The following is a 19,312-nucleotide window of genomic DNA, read 5'->3' on the forward strand; positions in this document are numbered from 1 at the left end:
AGGAGCCCCATGTCCGCCCCAGCCCCCGGCCGCGTCCCCGCACCTCTGCAACTCGACGACCACCTCGCCGCCGCCCGCCGTCTGGAGGAACTGCTGCCCGCCCTGCACACGGTCGGCGACCTCCTCATCGGTGTATTCCGGCGCGGCGGCCGCCTCTACACCTTCGGCAACGGCGGCAGTGCCGCCGACGCCCAGCACCTCGCGGGCGAGTTCATCGGCCGCTACCTGCGCGAACGCCGCGCCCTGCCCGCCGTCTCGCTCGTCACCGACCCCTCCGTGGTGTCCTGCATCGGCAACGACTACGCCTACGAGGAGGTCTTCGCCCGCCAGGTCGAGGCCCTCGCCACCGCCGACGACATGGTGGTCGGTTTCACCACCTCCGGCCGCTCGGCCAACGTGATCCGCGGACTGGAGGAAGCCCGCAAGCGGGGCGCCGTCACCGTGCTTTTCGCGGGTGGCGAGCAGGGCGGCATGCCGGCCGCCGCTCACGCCGACCACGTGCTGATCGCACCGGCCACCGCCACCGCCCGCATCCAGGAAATGCACCTCACGATGCTCCACCTGCTCAGTGAGCACGTCGACGCCTGGGCCGCGGGCGTCGTACCGGCCCCCCTTACCGACGCGCGGCAGGAGACCCCCGCATGAGCACCGCCAACCCGACCCCGCCCGTGTCGCCCGCCTCGCGTGAGCGCACCCTCCACCTCGTTGGCAACGCCCACATCGACCCCGTATGGCTGTGGCGCTGGCCCGAAGGGCTCCAGGAGATCCGTGCCACGTTCCGGTCCGCCGTCGACCGCATGGAGGAGTACCCCGACTTCGTGTTCACCTGCGACTCCGTCATGTACCTGGAATGGATCGAGCGGCACGACCCGGAGCTGTTCGAGGAGATCCGCAAGCGGGTCGCCGAAGGCCGCTGGCAGATAGTCGGCGGCTGGTGGATCGAGCCGGACTGCAACATCCCGTCAGGTGAGTCCTTCGTCCGCCAGGCTCTCTACGGGCAGCGATACCTGATCGAGAAGTTCGGGACGGCGGCCACCGTCGGCTGCAACCTCGACCCGTTCGGCCACAACGCGACCATCCCGCAACTGCTGCGGGGCGCCGGAATGGACGGCTACGTATTCCTGCGGCCCGGGCCGCACGAGCAGGTCCTGCCCGGCCAGTTCTTTCACTGGGAGGCCCCCGACGGCTCCCGCGTCATCGCTTACCGGCTGCCCAACGAGTACTGCACCCCGGGCAAGGACATCGGCAACCACATCGACAAGTCCCTCGCGATGATGCCGCCGGACGAACCCGAGCTGATGGTGTTCTACGGCGTCGGCAACCACGGCGGCGGCCCCACCAAGGCGAACCTGGACTCCATCGCCCGCCTCGACGCCCTCGGCGGCCTGCCCCGCATGGAGCAGAGCCACCCCGAGAAGTTCCTCGCCCGGGTCCGCGACCGCGACGACATCCCCGTGCACACGGGCGAGCTCCAGCACCACGGGCCGGGCTGCTACTCCGCCCACTCCGGCGTCAAGGCATGGAACCGGCGCGCCGAGAACGACCTCCAGCGCGCCGAGAAGTGGGCCGCGGTCGCCGCCGCCGTCGCCGACGAGACGTATCCCGCTGACCAGTTGACGGAGGCGTGGAAGCTGGTCCTGTTCAACCAGTTCCACGACATCCTGGCCGGCACCTCGATCCGCTCCGCCTACGAGGACGCCCGCGACGACTACGGGCGGGCCCGCTCGATCGCCGCCGAGGTGTTCAACCGCGCCGTGCAGGCGATCGCCCGCCGCGTCGACATCCCGCTGCGCGAGGAAACGGTCCCCCTCGTCGTGTTCAACCCCCACCCCTGGGCCCTGGAGTCGGACGTCGAGTTCGAGTACGCCCAGGCCACCGCCGTACGGCTGACCGATGAAACCGGCGCCCCCGTGCCGGTCCAGCTCACCCGCTCCGAATCCACCATGCAGGGCAGCCGCGGCCGCCTCGCCTTCCGTGCCGAGGTGCCGCCCCTCGGCCTGCGCGTCTACCACCTGCTGCCCGGCGCCGACCGGAGCGGCGAGAGCCCGGTGCGTGCCACCGGCACGACGCTGGAGAACGAGCACCTGCGCCTGACGGTCGACCCGGCCACCGGCTGGCTCTCCTCCCTCCGCGACAAGGCCACCGGCGCCGAACTGATCCCCGAACGCCCCGGCGCGCACGCCGTCGTCGTCGACGACGCCGGCGACACCTGGGGCCACCGGGTCCGCGCCTACGACCGCGCGATCGGCACCTTCACCCCGCGCCGCGTCCGCCTGGTCGAATCCGGGCCGGTCCGCGCCGTACTGCGCGTCGAGTCGGCGTACGGCACCTCCACGATGGCCGAGGAGATCGTGCTGTCCGCGGGCGCCCGGCAGATCGAGGTGCGCACCGTCGTCGACTGGCACGAGCGCCTCAAGCTGCTCAAGCTGCGCTTCCCGACCGCCCTCACGGACGTCACCGCCACGCACGAGATCCCGTACGGCCACCTGGAACGCACCCCGGACGGCACCGAGGAGCCCACCCAGGCATGGGTCGACGTCACCGGCGCCCTGCCCGGGGGCACGCGCGCCGGACTCGCCGTCCTCAACGACAGCAAGCACGGCCACGACGTCCTCGGCGGCGAGATCGGCATGACCGCCCTGCGCAGCCCCGTCTACGCCTGGCACGAGCCGAAGATCCTCGACGAGGACGGCGTCTACGACTACCTGGACCAAGGACGCCAGGAGTTCCGCTACGTGCTGCTCCCGCACGGCGCCGACTGGCGTGCCGCCGACCCCGTGCGCCGCGCCGCCGAACTCAACCAGCCCCCGTTCGCCCTCCTGGAGACCTTCCACAGCGGCCCGATCGCCCAGCGCGCGAGCTGGGCCGACGACGGCGCGGGCGGTGTCGTGGTCAGCGTCGTCAAGGGCGGTGAGGACGGCGATTTCGTCGTACGGGGGTACGAATCACAGGGCCGGCCCACCACGGTACGCGTCGCCCTGCCCATGCTCGGCGAACAGCGCTGCGTGGAAGCCGAGTTCGGAGCCCACGAGATCAAGACGTTCCGGGTGCCCCGCGACCCCGCGTCGCCGGTCGCCGAGACCGACCTGCTCGAAAGGCCCCTCACCGCACCCGACGGCGCGATACCCGGGCCCGCGGCCCGGCCGGGCCCGGCCGGCACCTGACAGACGGCCGACCCGATGAAGCCGAGGGCCCGGCGGGCGCTCCGTACTCCTGAAAGGCTGGAACACCCATGACGGCGCACCGCGCTGCCACGAGCGGGAACCACGTCGTGCTGCGGACCCGGGCACAGGGCGGCCTGGCGGAGCTGCCCCACGTCGTCACGCTGCTGACAGCCGAAGGGCCGCCCCTGCCGGTGCCCGCCGACGAGATCGTCCGGGACGGCTCGGGCGCCCTCCGCCTGCGCGGCGAGGCCCACGGCTTCGCCGCGCGGCTGACCCTCGATCCGCGCGGCGACGAGCCTGCGTACGACGCCGCCCTCACCGTGGACCGCGTCGCCGACCGGGCCCTCGCCGCCGGACTCCGCGTCGAACTGCGGCTCGGCGCGGGCGACGACCCGGGCTGGCTCGTGCCCGGCGCCTTCTACGGCGAGAACCGGCGCGCCGACTGCACCCGCCCCTACCCCCGCTACCACCCCGACCCGGCCGAGTGCGCCGCCGACCCCACCGGTCTGACCGCGTCCGCCTGGTCGTTGCGCGCCGACCGGTGCGCCACGCCCGCCGTGTTCGCCCGCGACGCCCAGGGCGGAGCCGCGCTCGCCACCAGCGAGTACGGTCCGCTCGGCGAGCAGGGCGTGGGCTTCGCCGACGACGGCGGGCGGGCCGTACTGCGCCTGCACTTCCCGTACCGCGAGGAGCCCGTCTCCTACTACGGCTCCGGCACCCCGCGCCCGGCCGACACCCCCACCCACCACTGGCAGCCCGGGGAGCAGCACACCCTGCGTTTCACCGTCCACCTGCACGACTCCGACCCGCACGCCTACGCCCCCGTGATCCGGGCTCTGCACCAGGCGTTCCCCGCCCACCCGGAGCCGGCCGCGTGGACGGGCGTCGAGGAGGCCGCCCAGCTCTCCGCGGAGGGACTGCACCGCTGGCACTACCGCGCCGACCCGCCCGTCCTCCTGGAAACCGCGGCCTTCGACCGGGAAGCCCTCGGCGAGCGAGGCGACCGGCCCGCCATGCACGTCTCCTGGGTGAGCGGCACCCCGTACGCGCACGCCCTGCTGCTGCACGCCCGCCGTGTCGGCGACGAGACGATGGCCCGCGACGCTGCCGCCGTCATCGACCACATCTGCGCGAACCTCACCCCGGGCGGCACGTTCTGGGGCCAGTGGAGCGCGAGCGGGGGCTGGTCCGCCGGCTGGACCGGCGACCGGAGCCGCGTGCACGCCCGCACGCTGGGTGACGCCACCCTGTTCACGCTGCGCGCCCTCGCCGCCGAGCGGGCCCGCGGCGCGGACCACCCCATGTGGGACCGGGCGGTACGCTCCAATCTGGCCGCCGCCCTCGCCGGACAGGACCCCGTCACCGGGCGCCTCGCCGCCGCCCACGACACTGCCACCGGCAAGCCGCTCGACCACGAGGGCGCCGCCGGGCTCGCCTGGATCGCCGCCCTCGTCGAGGCCGCCGACATGTTCGTAGAGCCCGCGTACCTCGACGCGGCACGACGAGCCGGAGACGCCTTCGCCGACGACGTGCGCTCCGAGTTCCTGTGCGGCGCGCCCGAGGACGTGTCCCTCGCCCCGACCTCCGAGGACGGCTACAACGCGGTCATCGCGTACACGCTGCTCCACGAAGCGGGCGACCGGGACGGCCGCTGGCTCGGCCTGGCACGCCGCGCCGCCGACTGGACCCTCACCTTCCGCTACACCTACGACGTCACCTTCGCGGAACACACCCTGCTGGGCCGCTACGGCTTCCGCACCCGCGGCGCCGACCAGGCGTCCCCGTCCAACCAGCACCTGCACGCCTTCGGCCTGATCTGCCTGCCCGAGTGGGTACGGCTCGCCCGCCACCTCGGCGACCCCTACTACCTGCGTTCGGCCCGCGAGAACCTCGACTGCTTCCGGCAGTTCGTGGCCCGCGCCGACGGCGACTTCAACGCCTACCGGGGCATGGTCAGCGAACGCTTCTACCAGACCGAGTGCTTCCAGGCGAAGGGCATGCTGCTCACGCTCTCCCACGCCTGGTCCGCGGGCGTGCTCCTGTACGCCTGCGAGCAGGCCCGCGAACTCCCCGAATTCCAGGAGGACCTGTGACAGGCGCAGCCCCCCACGACAGGACAGCCGCCCCCCTGCGCTTCCCCGACGGGTTCCGCTGGGGCACCTCGACCTCCGCCTACCAGGTGGAGGGCGCCGTGGACGCCGACGGCCGGGGCGAATCCGTGTGGGACCGCTTCTGCCGGGCGCCCGGTGCCATCGAACGCGGTGACACCGGCGACGTCTCCGTCGACCAGTACCGGCGCCGCTCCGAGGACGTGGCCCTGATGGCCGGACTCGGCACCAACGCGCACCGCTTCTCGCTGGCCTGGCCCCGGATCCAGCCCGAGGGCACGGGCCGTGCCGAGCAGCGGGGCCTGGACCACTACGACCGGTTCGTCGACGACCTGCTCGCCCATGGCATCGACCCGCTCGTCACCCTCTACCACTGGGACCTGCCGCAGGGCCTCCAGGACCGCGGCGGCTGGCGCGACCGCGACACCGCCCACCGGTTCGCCGACTACGCCGCCGTGTGCCAGGACCGCCTCGGCGACCGTGTCCACGACTGGGTCACCGTCAACGAACCCTGGATCGTGGGCCTCCTCGGCCATCAACTCGGCCTGCACGCACCCGGCGAGAGAGACCTCAAGGCATCCGCGACTGTCATGCACCACCTGCTGCTGGCCCACGGCCTCGCCGCGCGCGTGCTGCACGACGGCGACGCACACGCCCGTACCGGCATCGCCTACAGCCTCTTCCCCCACACGCCCGACAACCCCGAAAGCGCCGCCGACCGGGCCGCCGCACATGCCTCCGACGGCTACGTGAACCGCTGGTTCCTCGACCCGGTGCACGGCCGCGGCTACCCCGACGACATGCGCGCCCACTGGGAACGGGCCCTGGGCGCCCTGGACTTCATCGAGGACGGCGACCCGGACACCATCGCCGCCGCGAGCGACTTCATCGGCGTCAACTACTACACCCGGCGCATCGTCTCGGCCCGCCCCGGCGACGGCCCCTGGCCCTGGCAGGTCGAATCCGGCCGGGCCGACGTGGACCGCACCGACCTGGGCTGGGAGATCGTCCCCGACGACCTGGCCTCGCTGCTGCTGCGCCTGCACCGCGAGTACCCCGGCGTCCCCCTCCTGATCACCGAGAACGGCGCCGTGTACGACCACGAGCCCGGGGCCGACGGCGCCGTCCACGACACACCCCGTACCGCGTTCCTGCACGCCCACCTCAAGGCCGTGCACCGTGCCCTCGCCCAGGGCGCTCCGGTCGAGGGCTACTACCACTGGTCGCTCCTCGACAACTTCGAGTGGGCGATGGGCTACCGGCCGCGCTTCGGCCTCGTCCACGTGGACCGGTCCACCCAGCGGCGCACCGTCAAGGACAGCGGTCACTGGTACGCCCGGGCCGCCCGCACGGGCAGTATCCCGCGATGACCCGACCGCACCGGCCGCAGGCCGCATCGTCCCGCCGCCGGGCCCGCACCGGAGGCCACCCGTGAGCCCACGACCACCGCTCCTCGCCGGCATCGACGTCGGCACCACCCACATCAAAGCCCTGATCAGCGACACCGACGGCACCGTCCTCGCCTGTGCCGTACGCCGCACACCCGTGGCCCCCGGGCACCGCCATCCGGCCGACGGCGTACTGGCCGCCGCCCTGGACGCCCTGGTCGAGTGCACCGACGCCACCGGGCGGCCGCCCGACGCGATCGGCGTGACCGGCATGGCCGAGACGGGCGTCCCTCTCGACCGCGACGGCCGGCCCCTCGGCGCCCTGCGCTCCTGGTCCGACCCCGAGCCCGCACCCGACGCGCACAGCCTCGGCGCACGGCTCGGTTCAGGCGCCCTGCACCGCGCCACCGGCATCCTGCCGAGCCCGAAGGTGCCCCTGGCGAAATGGTGCGCACTCGCCGCCCGGGAGCCGCTGACCGCCGCCCGGATGCACACCTGGGCGGGCGCCGCCGACCTGCTGGTCCACGCGCTCACCGGCCGCCTCGGCACCGACGCCACCTTCGCCCAGCGCACCATGGCCTGGGACCCCCACCACAAGCGGTGGATCGAGGAACTGCTCGCCGAGGCAGGGCTCACCACACGGCACATGCCGCCCGTGCACGCGCCCGGCGACCCCGTCGGCACCGTCACGCGGGCCGTCGCCCGGCGCCACCGCCTGCGCGCCGGGACACCCGTCGTCGTCGCCGGACACGACCACCTCGTCGGCGCGTGGGCGGCCGGAGCACGCACGGCCGGGCAGGTGGCCGACTCCATGGGGACCGCCGAGGCCGTCCTCACCGTCAGCGCCACACCACCCGACCACGGGGCGGCCGCCGCGGAGGGCATGTCCTGGGGGCGCCACGCGGACGGTGAGCACTTCATCGTGCTCGCGGGTATGCGCGGTTCGGGCGCGCTCGTGGAATGGTTCTGCGAACGGTTCCTGACAGGCGTGAGCAGCGGCGACCGATACGCCGCGTTCGAACGCCTCGCCCGGTCGCTGCCCGCGACGCCGAGCGGCCTCGTCCTCACCCCGTACCCCGGCGGGCGCAGTGCGCCGCGACCCGACCCGGACGCGACGCTCGACCTCAGGGGCCTGGGCCTGGACCACGGGCCGGCGGAGCTGGCCCGCGCCGTCCTGGAGGGCACCGCGCACCACGCCCGCTGGATGACGGACGTCCAGGCCACCGTGTGCGGCGCCGCGCCCGACTCGGTGACCCTGCTCGGCGGCTCGACCCGACTGCGCGTGTGGACGGAACTGAAGGCCGCCGTCTGCCCCTGGCCGACCCGGGTGTGCGCCGAACCGGAAGCGCCCGCGCTCGGCGCCGCCCACTGGGCGGGCGCCGCCCTCGGGCTCGACCCCGCCGCCGCCACCGCATCCTCGAACCCGGTCAACCCCGGCCCGACGACGGCCGATGCCCACCGGGCCTTCCACCACGACCGGTTCCTGGCGGCGGTGACACCGACGTCACCACCCTGATCCCGCGGCCCGAGACCGGCCGAACCACCCACGCACACACCGGAGACTCCGCCATGACCACGCCCGCCGACCACCCCGCCCAGCTCGCCGGGGGCTCCGTCGCCCCCGGCCGCCTCGCCCGCCCCACCGGCACCTTCGCGATGGTCGCCGCCGACCAGCGCGACTCGCTGCGCACGATGATGGCCGAACGCGCCGGGGTGCCCGGCGACCGTATCCCCGACGACGACCTCACCGAGTTCAAGCTCGCCGTCGCCCGCACCCTCGGCCCGTACGCCTCCGCGCTCCTCATCGACCGCCACTACGGCTACCGCAGGCTCATCGAGGAGCAGGTGCTCCCGGCGGGCTGCGCCCCGATCCTCGCCGTGGACGCCCTCGACCAGGAGCCCGGGCAGCCCGTCGAGGGCACCTCCCTGGACCCGCACATCGACGCCGCGAGCGCCGCCGCCGACGGCACCCGCGGCCTGAAGCTCCTCGTCATCTGGCGCCGCGACGGCCGACGCGACGAACGCGTCGCCCTCGCAGCCCGCTTCGTGGACCTCTGCCGCGCGGCCGGACTTGCCTCCGTCCTGGAACCCGTCGCCCGGCCCACCCCCGCCGAGGAAGCCGCGGGCACGTTCCGGCTCAACGACGCCATCGTCGAGGCCGCCCGCGAACTCGCGCCGCTGCGGCCCTCCCTCTACAAGGGCCAGGTACCCGACGGCGGCACCGGCCCTCTCGCCCGGCTCACCGCCGAGTGCGAGCGCATCGACGCCGTGGTGGACGTTCCCTGGGTCGTCCTGTCCCAGGGCGTCGCCCCCGCAGACTTCCCCACCGCGGTGGAGGCGGCCTGCCGCGCCGGAGCCTCGGGGTTCCTCGCCGGGCGCGCCCTGTGGACCGACGCCCTGACCGGCGACCGTGATGCCGCACTGCGCGGCCCCAGCACCGTCCGGCTGCGCAGGCTCGGTGAGATCGTGGACGCCTACGGCCGCCCCTGGTGGCAGGCGCCCGCCGCCCGTACGGCGGTGACCGCGTGAGCCGCCGCCCCCGTGTGTGCCTCGTGCACACCGTCGCCTCCCTGCCTGCTGTGTTCACGCCCCTGCTCGCCGAGCTCGCCCCCGGCGTCGACCCCTACCACGTCGTTGACGAAAGCCTCCTGGCCGACACGATCGCCCACGGCCGGCTGCCCCGCACCACGGCCCGTCTCGCCGCGTACGTCACACACGCCGAGGCCGCCGGGGCCGACGCGGTGCTCGTGACCTGTTCCTCCCTGGGGCCCGCCGCCGAGGAGGTCCGCGCGCTCACCGCCCTGCCCGTGCTGCGCGTCGACGAGCCGATGGCCGACGCGGCCGTCCGCACCGGAAGCCGCGTCGGGGTCCTCGCCACGCTCGATTCGACCCTCGCTCCCACGGCCGGGCTCGTCACCCGCAAGGCAGCCGAGGCCGGAACCCCGGTCACCCTCGACACCACCGTCTGCCCCGGCGCGTACGCCGCCCGGGCCGCCGGAGACCAGGACCGTCACGACGCCCTGATCGCCGAGGAGGTGCGCCGTCTGGCCGCCGACCACGATGTCCTCGTCCTCGCCCAGGCATCGATGGCGGCTGCCCTCACCGCACTGCCGGACGGCGCTCTCGGTGTACCCGTGCTCACCTCGCCGCGCAGCGGCGTCGCCCAACTCGCCTCCCTGTACGGGGAGGCCCAGGCCCAGGAGTCCGCCCGCTCATGACCGTACTCGGCTGCATGGCGGACGACTTCACCGGCGCCACCGACCTCGCGGGCAACCTCGTCGCCACGGGCCGCCGCACCGTGATCACCATCGGCGCGCCCGTGGACCCGCTGCCCGAAACGGACGCCGTAGTCGTCGCCCTCAAGACCCGTACCGTGCCCGCCGACGACGCCGTCCGGGCCGCGCTCGACGCCCACCGCGCCCTGCGGGAGCGGGGGTGCACGCGGTTCTGGTTCAAGTACTGCTCCACGTTCGACTCGACACCGCGCGGCAACATCGGGCCCGTCATCGACGCCCTGCTCGACGCGACGGGCGCACCCTGGACGATCGCCTGCCCGGCCTTCCCGGCCAACGGCCGTACGGTCTATCAGGGCCACCTCTTCGTCGGGGACCGGCTGCTGAGCGAAAGCGGCATGCGCCACCACCCGCTGACGCCCATGACCGACCCCGACCTGGTGAGGGTGCTCGGCCCGCAGACCCGGCACCCGGTCGGGCTGCTGCCGCACGCGGTCCTGCGCGCCGGAGCCGCCGCGACCCGGGCACACGTCGAACGGCTCACCACGGTCGGCGGCGCCCGCATCCTCATCACCGACGCCCTTGACGACGCCGACCTCGCCGCCGTCGAACAGTGCGCCCGCGAGCTGCCGTTGGTCACCGGCGGGTCCGGCCTCGCCCTCGCCCTGCCGCCGGGCGCCGCACCGGCCGCCGCCACGATCCCCACCGCACCCGGACCGCTCGCCGTTCTCGCCGGAAGCGTGTCCGAGACGACGACCGCGCAGACCGCCCACGCCCGCCGCCTGCTGCCGCACCGCAAAGTCCCCGTCGCGGAAGCCGTGGCCGACCCGGTGGCCACCGCCCGCAGCCTGGCGGCCTGGGCCCGGCCCCACCTCGACACCGGGACTGGCGTCCTCGTGTACAGCGCCGACCGCCGCGACGAAGTACGTGACGCCCAGAGGGAGTTCGGCGCGGAGCGAGTCGCCCTGGCCCTGGAGGAGACCCTCGCCGCATGTGCGCGCGACCTGACCGCCGGCGGGGTCCGGCGCCTCCTGGTCGCAGGCGGCGAGACGTCCGGGGCCGTCGTCTCGGCACTCGGCATCCGGGCCCTGACCGTCGGACCCGCCATCGCCCCCGGCATCCCGTGGACGAGCGCCGACCACCGGGGCGGCCCCCTCAACCTGGCCCTGAAATCAGGCAACTTCGGGCCCGAGGACCTGTTTACGACGGCGGAGGACCACCTGTGACCGGCTCGCACACCGACCCCGCGGCCGCGCTCGCCGCCGCGGGCCGCCACCTCGCCGCGCTCGGCCTGAGCCCCGGGACCTCGGGCAACCTCAGCCTCCGCACCGCCGACGGCGTCCTCGTCACCCCGACCGGTCGCCCCCTCGCCGCACTGGAGGCGAGGGGCCTGAGCCTGCTGGACCCCGGCGGCCGCGTCCGGACAGGGCCGCCACCGACCAAGGAGGTGCCCCTCCACCTGGCCGTCCACGACCGCCTCGCCGGGGCAGCCGCCGTTGTCCACCTGCACTCCACCTACGCGGTCGCCCTCGCCTGCACCGAACCCGACGACCCGGACGACGCGCTCATCCCCTTCACCCCGTACGCCGTTATGCGCCTGGGCCGCGTGCCCCTCCTCCCTTACGCCCACCCCGGCACGCCCGAACTGGCCGACGGCGTACGACACCTGCCCGAGGACACGGCCGCCTTCCTGCTCGCCCAGCACGGGCCGGTCGTCGTCGGCCGGGACCTCGACGAAGCCGTCGGCCGGGCGGTGGAACTCGAACAGGCGTGCCGCCTCCAGTTCGCCCTCGCGCCCGCACCCCGCGTCCGCACGCTGACACCCGCGCAGCGGGCCCACCTCACCACCCGGACCCGGCGCACCGCCGGAAACCCCACCGAGGACCCCGAATGAGCGACCCCCGTACCACCGAGCAGTGGTGGCGCACCGCTGTCGTCTACCAGATCTACATCCGCAGCTTCAGTGACAGCGACGGCGACGGCCTCGGCGACCTCCCCGGGATCACCGCCCGGCTGCCGCACATCGCGGACCTGGGGGCCGACGCGGTGTGGATCACCCCGTTCTACCGGTCACCCATGCACGACGGGGGCTATGACGTCGCCGACCACCGCGCCGTCGACCCGCGCTTCGGCACCCTCGACGACGCGGACGACCTCATCGGGCGCGCCCACGAACTCGGCCTGCGGGTGATCATCGACATCGTTCCCAATCACACCTCCGATCAACATGCGTGGTTCGAGGAGGCATTGACCGCGCCCCCGGGCAGCGATTCCCGTTCCCGGTACGTCTTCCGCGATGGCCAGGGAGACGGCACCGAGCCGCCCACCGACTGGCAGTCCGTCTTCGGCGGCCCCGCCTGGCGCCGCGTCCCGGACGGCCAGTGGTACCTGCACCTGTTCGGCCCCCACCAACCGGACCTCGACTGGAGCCATCCCGAGGTACGCGCCGACTTCGAGGACATCCTGCGCTTCTGGCTCGACCGGGGCGTCGACGGATTCCGCTTCGACGTCGCCCACGGCATGGCCAAGGACCTCGTCGGCCCCCTCCGCGACCTCGGCCCCGCCCAGGTGCACCACCGCATCGTCGGCGACGGCTGGCAGGGCGGCCACCCGTTCTGGGACCGCGACGACGTCCACGCCCTGCTCCGCGGATTCCGACGTGTCACCGACGCCTACACCCCGCCGCGCGCCACCGTGGCCGAGTCCTGGGCGGCGCTCGACCGCCGAGCGCTGTACACCCGACCCGACGAGCTCCACCAGGCGTTCAACTTCGACTTCCTGAACACGCCCTGGCGGGCCGACGCCCTGCGCGCCACGATCGACCGCTCCCTCGCCCTGGCCGCGGGCACCGGCGCGGCCCCCACCTGGGTGCTGTCCAACCACGACGTCGTACGGCACGCCTCCCGGCTCGCCCTGTCTGACGGCGTCGACCCCGACGACTGGCTCCTGACGGACGGCCGTACGCCGCACATCGACCCTGTCCGCGCCGCCCGCCGGGCCCGCGCCGCCGCATTGCTCCTCCTGGCGCTGCCGGGCGCCGCCTACCTCTACCAGGGCGAGGAACTGGGCCTGCCGGAAGTCGCCGACCTGCCCGCGGACGTCCTCCAGGACCCGGTGCACGACCGGTCGGCCGGGCGCCGCAAGGGCAGGGACGGCTGCCGCGTTCCGCTGCCCTGGTCGGCCACCGGCCCCTCGCTCGGCTTCGGCCCCGGCCCCGCGTGGCTGCCGCAGCCACCCTCGTACCGGTCCCTGAGCGTCGAGGCACAACACCTGGATCCGGACAGCATGCTCGCGCTGTACCGGAGGGCACTGGCCCTGCGGCACACGTGCATGAGCACCGGCACGGGCGCCGACGCACCCCTGCGCTGGCAGAGCGACAGCGCGCCCGGGCTCCTCGACTTCCGCGCCGGGGACCTGCGCTGCGTGGTGAACCTCTCCGACGGGCCGGCCAGGCTCCCGACCGACCGTCCACCGCTTCTCACCAGCGCCCTGTCGGGTGCACCCGGGGGAAGGCTGCTGCCCGACGAGGCGGCCTGGCTCGGCGCTGGAGGCGGAGAGGCCGAGGCATGACCCTCCATGGCCTGCTCCGGACGGCCGGTGGCCCGTTCGCGCGCGGCCGTCGTCGGCCGCTCCGCTTCGCGCGGCGCGGGGCTCAGACGGCTCAGCCGGCCGTAAGGGCGGCCATGTCGAGGATCTTCTGCAGACGCAGGCCGTGCGCTGCGTCGATGCCGGTGCCTGTGCCGGTGCGGACCGCGGTGGCGAACTCGCGCCGGAGGACCGGCCAGCATTCCTCATGGTCGATGCCGGCGGTGTCGTAGACCAACTCTTCGTCAGCTCCGAACAGTTCGACCCGGGTCCTCGCCCTGGGGAGCCGAACGCACCCGGAGAGGGACGCCTGACTGACGGCGCCGTTCTCGTGCTCGCAGGTGAGCTCGACCCAGCGGCGCGGGTCGCCGGTGGCCCGTACGGAGACGATGGGTGCGACAGCGGCGTCCAGGATGTCGAGGAGGTGCGGGCCGAGGTCCAGCAGCGCGCCGTGCTCCAGCCGCCAGGAGGTGGCGAACTCCCCGCCGAGGAAGGCCCCGTGCAAGTAGCAGGAACGGGCGCCCGTCACCTGGCGTCCGGCCGCTTCGGCGAGGAAGGCGCGGGTGACCGGGTGGTACCGCTTCGTGAGGACGAGCTGGGAGATCACGCCGTGCTCGCCCACGGCGTCCGCGACGGCGCGTGCGGTGTCGAGGTCCGCGCCCAGCGGCTTCTCCAGCAGGAGCGCCCGGCCCGCGGCGGCGGCGCGTGGTGCGAGGGCGGCCTGGACGGCCGGCGGTACGGCGAAGGCGACCGCCTCGCATGTGCCGAGGAGTTCCTCGAAGGAGCCCGCCACCGGCGCGCCGTACGGTGCGGCGACCTCGGCTGCCGCTTCCTGACGGCGTGCCCAGACCCCTGCGAGCACCGTCTCGGGTCCGGCGGCGAGCATCCGGGCGTGCATGGTGCGGGCCCACGGGCCTGCGCCCACGAGGCCCACGCGGACCGGTTCACGGGACCAGGCGGGCGCGAGGGGGGTGGTGCTGGACATGGTGCTCTCCGTGCGTGTGCGGGTGTGGCCGGCCACCGGGCGTGCCGGGTCTGCCGGAAGGGTCGGGCCTCGGGGGTGCCTCAGAGGCCGGTCGTGGCCGTGGCCAGTGCCGCGAGGCGGGCGTTGGCGCGATCGGGGGCGTACAGGTGGTCGACCACCATGCGGGCGGCGCCGAGCAGGGCCGCCCGGTCACCGAGTGCGGAGGTGACGACCTGGAGGTGCGCGGTGGTACGGGGCATGGCGCGCTGGTAGATGAGCTCGCGCACACCGGTGAGGAAGGGGGTGCCGGCGAGGTCGCCGCTGAGCATCAGTACACCGGGGTTGAGCAGGGTGACCACCGTGACCAGAACTTCGCCGACACGCTGACCCGCCTCCCGGGCGAGCCGGACGGCGTCGGGCTGTCCGGCGGCGAGGTGTTCGCGTACGTCCGATCCCGAGGCGGTGGGCACACCGGCCGCGGTGAGCTGGCTCGCGATGGACCGGCCGCTGGCGACGGCGGCGAGACATCCGTAGGACCCGCACATGCACAGGGCGTCGAGGCGGTCGTGCAGACGGATGTGGCCGATGTCGCCCGCTCCGCCGTCGATGCCCCGGTAGACCTCGCCCTTGACGACGACGCCGGCGCCGATCCCCGTGGACGCCTTGACCAGCACGAAGGCACTGCAGTCCGGATGGCCGGCCCGCTGTTCGGCCAGGGCCATCAGGTTGGCGTCGTTGTCGACGAACACGGGCAGGGGGCCCGCGTCCGGCATCGGCCCGACGTGCTCGGTCCACGCCTCGCGCAGCCGTTCCCGCACGGGGAAGCTGTCCCAGCCGGGCATGATCGGGGGCTGGACGATCCGGGCCGTCTCCCAGTCGACCGGCCCCGGCACAGAGAGCCCCACGCCGCAGACCCGTCCGGCTGCCACGCCCGCCTCGGCGAGCAGCGGCCCGAACCAGCGGGCCAGCCGGTCCAGGGCGATGTCGGGCCCGTCGGCGATGACGAGGGGGCCGGTGTGCTCGGCCAGGACGTTTCCGGCGAGGTCGAGCAGGGCGACGCGGGCGTGCCGGGTCTCCAGGTCCGCCACGAGCACCACGGCGTGCGACGGGTCGAACTCCAGCCGGGCGGACGGGCGTCCGCCGGTGGAGGTGCCGGCCGCGCCGCGCAGCCAGCCCGCTCCGAAGAGCTGGTCGAGCCGGTGCCCCACCGTGGAGCGGGACAGGCCGGTCGCCTGCTGGAGCTGGCCGCGCGTGGTGGCCTCGCCGCTGCGGATGAGCTGCAGCAGATGTCCCGCGCTGGCGTGGTTTCCTGCCATCCCCGTGGTCCTCGCCCTGTCTGTCGCGTCCGTGCTTTCCCCGAGGGGCTGTTGTGTTTCCCGCCGGACCTCCCGGCCCCGGTGGTCAGCCCTTGTCCGCGCCGCTGGTCAGACCCTCGGTGAGGAGCCGTTCGGCGGAGAAGAACAGGAGTACCACAGGGATGGTCAGTACGACCGACCCGGCCATGAGTACCGTCTTGGACACCTCGATGCCGTTGGCCAGTTGCTGGAGACCGAGCGAGACCGTCCACTTGTCGGGGTCCGCCGCCAGGAAGAGGAGGGCGAACAGGAATTCGTTCCAGGCGATCATGAACACGTACAGCCCGGTGGCCATCAGGGTCGGCAGGGCGAGCGGCAGGATGATCCTCCGTACGGTCTGCAGCCGTGACGCCCCGTCGATCGCCGCCGCCTCCTCGATACTGAAGGGGATGGTGACGAAGTAGTTCTTCAGCATGTAGATCGAGACGGGCACGGTCTGCGCGATGTAGACGATGGCGAGTCCGACGAGGCTTCCCGACAGCCCCATCTTCGCGAACATGACGAAGAGCGGCACGGCCAGCAGGGTGGCCGGGAAGAGGTAGACGGCCAGGAAGAGCGCGCTGACCTGACGGCTCCCGAAGAACTTCAGCCGGCTGACCGCGTAGGCGCCCGGCACGGCGGCGGCCAGCGTGAGCAGGACCGTGGCGACGGCGACGAGCGCGGAGTTGAGCAGCATGCCGAGGAAGCCCTGACCGCCGTCCTCCGTGGACTTGAGGACGCTCGCGTACGTGTCGAGCGTGAAGTCCTTGGCCGAGAGCCAGAGGTTTCCGGGGTCGAGGAGGAGTGCGTCGATGGGCTTCAGCGACAGCATCAGCATGTAGTAGAAGGGCACGATCGTGATCGCGGCGAGGAAGGCGATCACCACCCAGCGCATGACGCCGAAGAACCGCTCCTCGAACTGGGCCCGGGTGAGCCGTTTCCGCCGTGGTGCCGGCATCGGGCGGGTGCTGTGATCCGCCTGCTCGCGGGTGAGTGTGGGGGTGGAGGTCATGCCGACTCCTCCTGCATCTTCTTGCCGAAGAACTTGAAGTAGACGCCCAGGAGGGCCATGAGTACGACGGCGAGGACGAGTGCCTGAGCGGAGGCGGCTCCCACGTCGAAGCGCGAGGTGAGGAAGTCGTAGACGCGGACCGCCACCACGTCCGTGCCGGACCCGCCGCCGGTGAGCAGGTAGATGTCGTCGAACTTGTTGAACGTCATGATGAAGCGCAGGACGGACAGCAGGGCGATGACGGGCATCAGCTGCGGCAGCAGGATGTGCCGGAAGCGCTGGGAGAGCGTGGCGCCGTCGACCTCGGCGGCCTCCTCCAGGCCGGCCGGGACCGCCTGGAGACGGGCGAGCATGAAGAGGAAGGCGAACGGGAAGTAGCGCCAGGTCTCGAAGGCGATGACGGTGAGCAGCGCCAGCGGGATGTGGAAGTGGACGCCCAGGAACCCGACTTCGTAGGACCTGGTGGAGAGGAAGGCGATGGGGTCGTCCCACCCGAAGAGCTTGCGGCCCCACTCGTTCACGATGCCGTACTGCGGGCTGAGCGCGACCTCCCAGACGAAGGACACCGCGACGACGGGCGCGACGTAGGGCAGCAGCATGGCGGCCCGCAGCACGCCCCGCCCCCGAAAGGGCCTGCGCAGGGCGAGGGCGGCGATCAGCCCGAGGACGACGGAGCCGGCGGTGGCGCCGACGGTGTAGAGGAGGGTGGTGCCGAGGCTGCTCCAGAAGCCGGGGGAGCCGAAGACCTGGGAGAAGTTGTCCAGGGTCCACCGGCCGAAGAGGCCGTTCTCCTGGATGTTCACCAGCTTGGCGTTCTGGAAGGCGAGCAGGACGGTCCACAGGATCGGCAGGATCACCACGACCAGGACCACGAGGAAGGTGGGGGTCACGAAGGCGAGCCCTGCGCGGTTCTCCCGCCTGCTCGAACTCTGCGGTGGGACGCGGCGCTTCTTCGCGCCGCTCGTGATTGTGCTCATGGGACGGTTACCTCGTGGGGGAGCGGCGTAGGGCTACTGGAGGGACTTCTGGAGGGCGGTCACTTCTTCGTCGGCCTCCTCGGCGGCCTGGTCCGGCGAGATCTGGCCGCTGGTCATCGCGCCGATGGCCTTGGCTACGGGGAGCTCGCCGTTCGTGGCACCGACGAGGGTGCCCTGCCCCTGGGTGAGACCCCACCGCTGCATGCCGCCGACTCCGCTGACGAGCTGGTCCAGGAGAGCCGAGGGGTATGCCTTCTGCAGGGACTCGCGGTGGTCGACGCCCATGACGCTGGCGCGCCAGTCCTGCTCGAAGGAGCCGGGCTTCTGTGCCGTACCGGTGCGGACGGGGATCTTGCCCTCCGGGGCCATGCCGAACCAGTCGGCGTACCCCTTGCCCATCATGTACTCGATGAACTTCTGGGAGGCCCCCGTCTCGGCGGTCCTGGTGACGGCCCATGACGTGATCTCGCCGAACTGCGCGGGCTCCTTGCCGTCGGGGCCCTTCAGCGCGGTGACGACCCCGGTGTTGCGGGCGAGGAACTTGGGGTCCTTCTTGCACTCCGGGCAGCTGGGCAGCGCGTCGGAGCGGAGCCCGGCCAGCTCGTCGAGCAGGAAGGACGACCAGACCATCATCGAGGACTTGCCGGCGAAGTAGGTGGCGCGGGTGGTGTCCACGCTCTGGGTGCCGGGGGCTCCGTGCTCGCGGGCGAGGGTGTCGTACGCCTTGAAGGCCGTGCGGCACGCGGGGGAGTCGAGGGCCGGCTTGCCCGCCTCGTCGACCAGCTGGCAGCCGTTGGCCAGGGCGAGGTCCTCGAAGCTCTGCTGGGTGAAGACGTCCGAGGGGTCGCTGGCCAGCGAGATGCCGTCCCGGCCGCCCTTGTCGAGTGCGGCGGCGGCCTTCAGGGCGCTTCGGTAGTCGTCCGGGGCGTCGAGCCCGGCCTTGGCGAAGAGGTCCTTGCGGTAGACGAGGATCTGGAGCCAGGCGTCGGAGGGTACGCCGAGCCTGGTGCCCCCGTCGGAGGTGAGCGCGAGGGCGTTGCTGTTGAACGTGTCCGGTTCGAGGTCCTTCACGATGCGGTTCGCGACCTTGGTGTTGAGCAGGCCGTTGCCGTACATCTGCCAGACCTGGCCCATCGGGACCGCTCCGATGACATCGGGGAGCTTGCCGGCCGCCGCCGCGGACATGATCAGTTGCGGCAGCTGCGCCTCGTCCACACCCACGAGGTCGACCTTGACGCCGCTCTCCTTCTCGAAGCGGCTGATGACCTTTCTGGTCGCCGCCATCCGCGGCGGCAGGTTCTCCTGCGACCACACCGTGATCCTGTTGTCCGGACGGTCCGCGCCCGAGCTGCCGGAGCAGCCGGCCAGCAGGCCGCCCGCCAGGGTCGCGGCGAGCCCGAACAGGGCCGCCCTCGACCGTCGGGTCGTTATCACCATGCTCTGTCCTCACGCCACTTACGCAGTTACCTGATGCATCTCAGCACCACTTTTGCTTATTGACAAGACATAACTCTGGGATATCTTCGACTGAAGTCAGCGAACAACAC

At 73.0% G+C, this 19,312-nt stretch carries 15 protein-coding genes; 10 read left to right on the forward strand and 5 right to left on the reverse strand.

Features of this window, described 5'->3' with window-relative positions; translation table 11 throughout:
* Positions 1-9 precede the first annotated feature (9 nt).
* The 10 genes from OG867_RS31335 (at position 10) to OG867_RS31380 (ending at position 13,463) form a co-directional block, all read left to right on the forward strand.
* On the forward strand, positions 10-645 hold the full coding sequence (locus OG867_RS31335) for an SIS domain-containing protein (RefSeq protein WP_328898608.1): 636 nt from the start codon (positions 10-12) through the stop codon (positions 643-645).
* On the forward strand, positions 642-3,164 hold the full coding sequence (locus tag OG867_RS31340; RefSeq protein ID WP_406290537.1) for an alpha-mannosidase: 2,523 nt from the start codon (positions 642-644) through the stop codon (positions 3,162-3,164). Before OG867_RS31335 ends, OG867_RS31340 begins: the two co-directional genes overlap by 4 nt.
* A 68-nt stretch (positions 3,165-3,232) precedes the next feature.
* Positions 3,233-5,257 (forward strand): hypothetical protein, encoded by a 2,025-nt coding sequence (locus OG867_RS31345; protein ID WP_406290539.1) that lies wholly within the window; start codon positions 3,233-3,235, stop codon positions 5,255-5,257.
* Positions 5,254-6,642, forward strand: a complete 1,389-nt coding sequence (locus tag OG867_RS31350) for a GH1 family beta-glucosidase (protein ID WP_406290541.1) — start codon at positions 5,254-5,256, stop codon at positions 6,640-6,642. Before OG867_RS31345 ends, OG867_RS31350 begins: the two co-directional genes overlap by 4 nt.
* A gap of 61 nt (positions 6,643-6,703) precedes the next feature.
* On the forward strand, positions 6,704-8,176 hold the full coding sequence (locus tag OG867_RS31355) for an L-fuculokinase (protein ID WP_406290543.1): 1,473 nt from the start codon (positions 6,704-6,706) through the stop codon (positions 8,174-8,176).
* Positions 8,177-8,229: 53 nt separating this feature from the next.
* Positions 8,230-9,189 carry a hypothetical protein gene (locus tag OG867_RS31360; RefSeq protein WP_406290545.1) on the forward strand — a complete coding sequence of 320 codons (960 nt, stop codon included), beginning with the start codon at positions 8,230-8,232 and terminating at the stop codon, positions 9,187-9,189.
* Complete coding sequence (locus OG867_RS31365) at positions 9,186-9,878, forward strand: aspartate/glutamate racemase family protein (RefSeq protein ID WP_406290547.1); 693 nt, start codon at positions 9,186-9,188, stop codon at positions 9,876-9,878. The genes OG867_RS31360 and OG867_RS31365 overlap by 4 nt, the downstream gene beginning before the upstream one ends.
* On the forward strand, positions 9,875-11,119 hold the full coding sequence (gene otnK, locus OG867_RS31370; RefSeq protein ID WP_406290549.1) for a 3-oxo-tetronate kinase: 1,245 nt from the start codon (positions 9,875-9,877) through the stop codon (positions 11,117-11,119). Before OG867_RS31365 ends, otnK begins: the two co-directional genes overlap by 4 nt.
* On the forward strand, positions 11,116-11,787 hold the full coding sequence (locus OG867_RS31375; protein ID WP_406290551.1) for a class II aldolase/adducin family protein: 672 nt from the start codon (positions 11,116-11,118) through the stop codon (positions 11,785-11,787). The genes otnK and OG867_RS31375 overlap by 4 nt, the downstream gene beginning before the upstream one ends.
* The gene (locus OG867_RS31380; protein WP_406290553.1) at positions 11,784-13,463 is read left to right on the forward strand and encodes an alpha-amylase family glycosyl hydrolase; all 1,680 of its coding nucleotides are present in this window, start codon (positions 11,784-11,786) and stop codon (positions 13,461-13,463) included. Before OG867_RS31375 ends, OG867_RS31380 begins: the two co-directional genes overlap by 4 nt.
* A 91-nt stretch (positions 13,464-13,554) precedes the next feature.
* On the opposite strand, the gene OG867_RS31385 is transcribed toward OG867_RS31380, so the two are convergent.
* The 5 genes from OG867_RS31385 to OG867_RS31405 all read right to left on the reverse strand — a co-directional run bounded on the left by OG867_RS31385 (position 13,555) and on the right by OG867_RS31405 (position 19,202).
* Complete coding sequence (locus tag OG867_RS31385) at positions 13,555-14,463, reverse strand: Gfo/Idh/MocA family protein (RefSeq protein WP_406290555.1); 909 nt, start codon at positions 14,461-14,463, stop codon at positions 13,555-13,557.
* An 80-nt stretch (positions 14,464-14,543) separates the two neighbouring features.
* Complete coding sequence (locus tag OG867_RS31390; protein ID WP_406290557.1) at positions 14,544-15,758, reverse strand: ROK family protein; 1,215 nt, start codon at positions 15,756-15,758, stop codon at positions 14,544-14,546.
* 85 nt (positions 15,759-15,843) lie between these two features.
* Positions 15,844-16,734, reverse strand: a complete 891-nt coding sequence (locus OG867_RS31395) for a carbohydrate ABC transporter permease (RefSeq protein ID WP_406291246.1) — start codon at positions 16,732-16,734, stop codon at positions 15,844-15,846.
* Between the two features lie 50 nt (positions 16,735-16,784).
* Positions 16,785-17,765, reverse strand: a complete 981-nt coding sequence (locus OG867_RS31400) for a carbohydrate ABC transporter permease (protein WP_406290559.1) — start codon at positions 17,763-17,765, stop codon at positions 16,785-16,787.
* Between the two features lie 33 nt (positions 17,766-17,798).
* On the reverse strand, positions 17,799-19,202 hold the full coding sequence (locus tag OG867_RS31405) for an ABC transporter substrate-binding protein (RefSeq protein ID WP_406290561.1): 1,404 nt from the start codon (positions 19,200-19,202) through the stop codon (positions 17,799-17,801).
* Between the last annotated feature and the right edge of the window lie 110 nt (positions 19,203-19,312).

The organism is Streptomyces sp. NBC_00209, from assembly GCF_045206345.1.
In the GTDB taxonomy this organism is placed as follows: domain Bacteria; phylum Actinomycetota; class Actinomycetes; order Streptomycetales; family Streptomycetaceae; genus Streptomyces.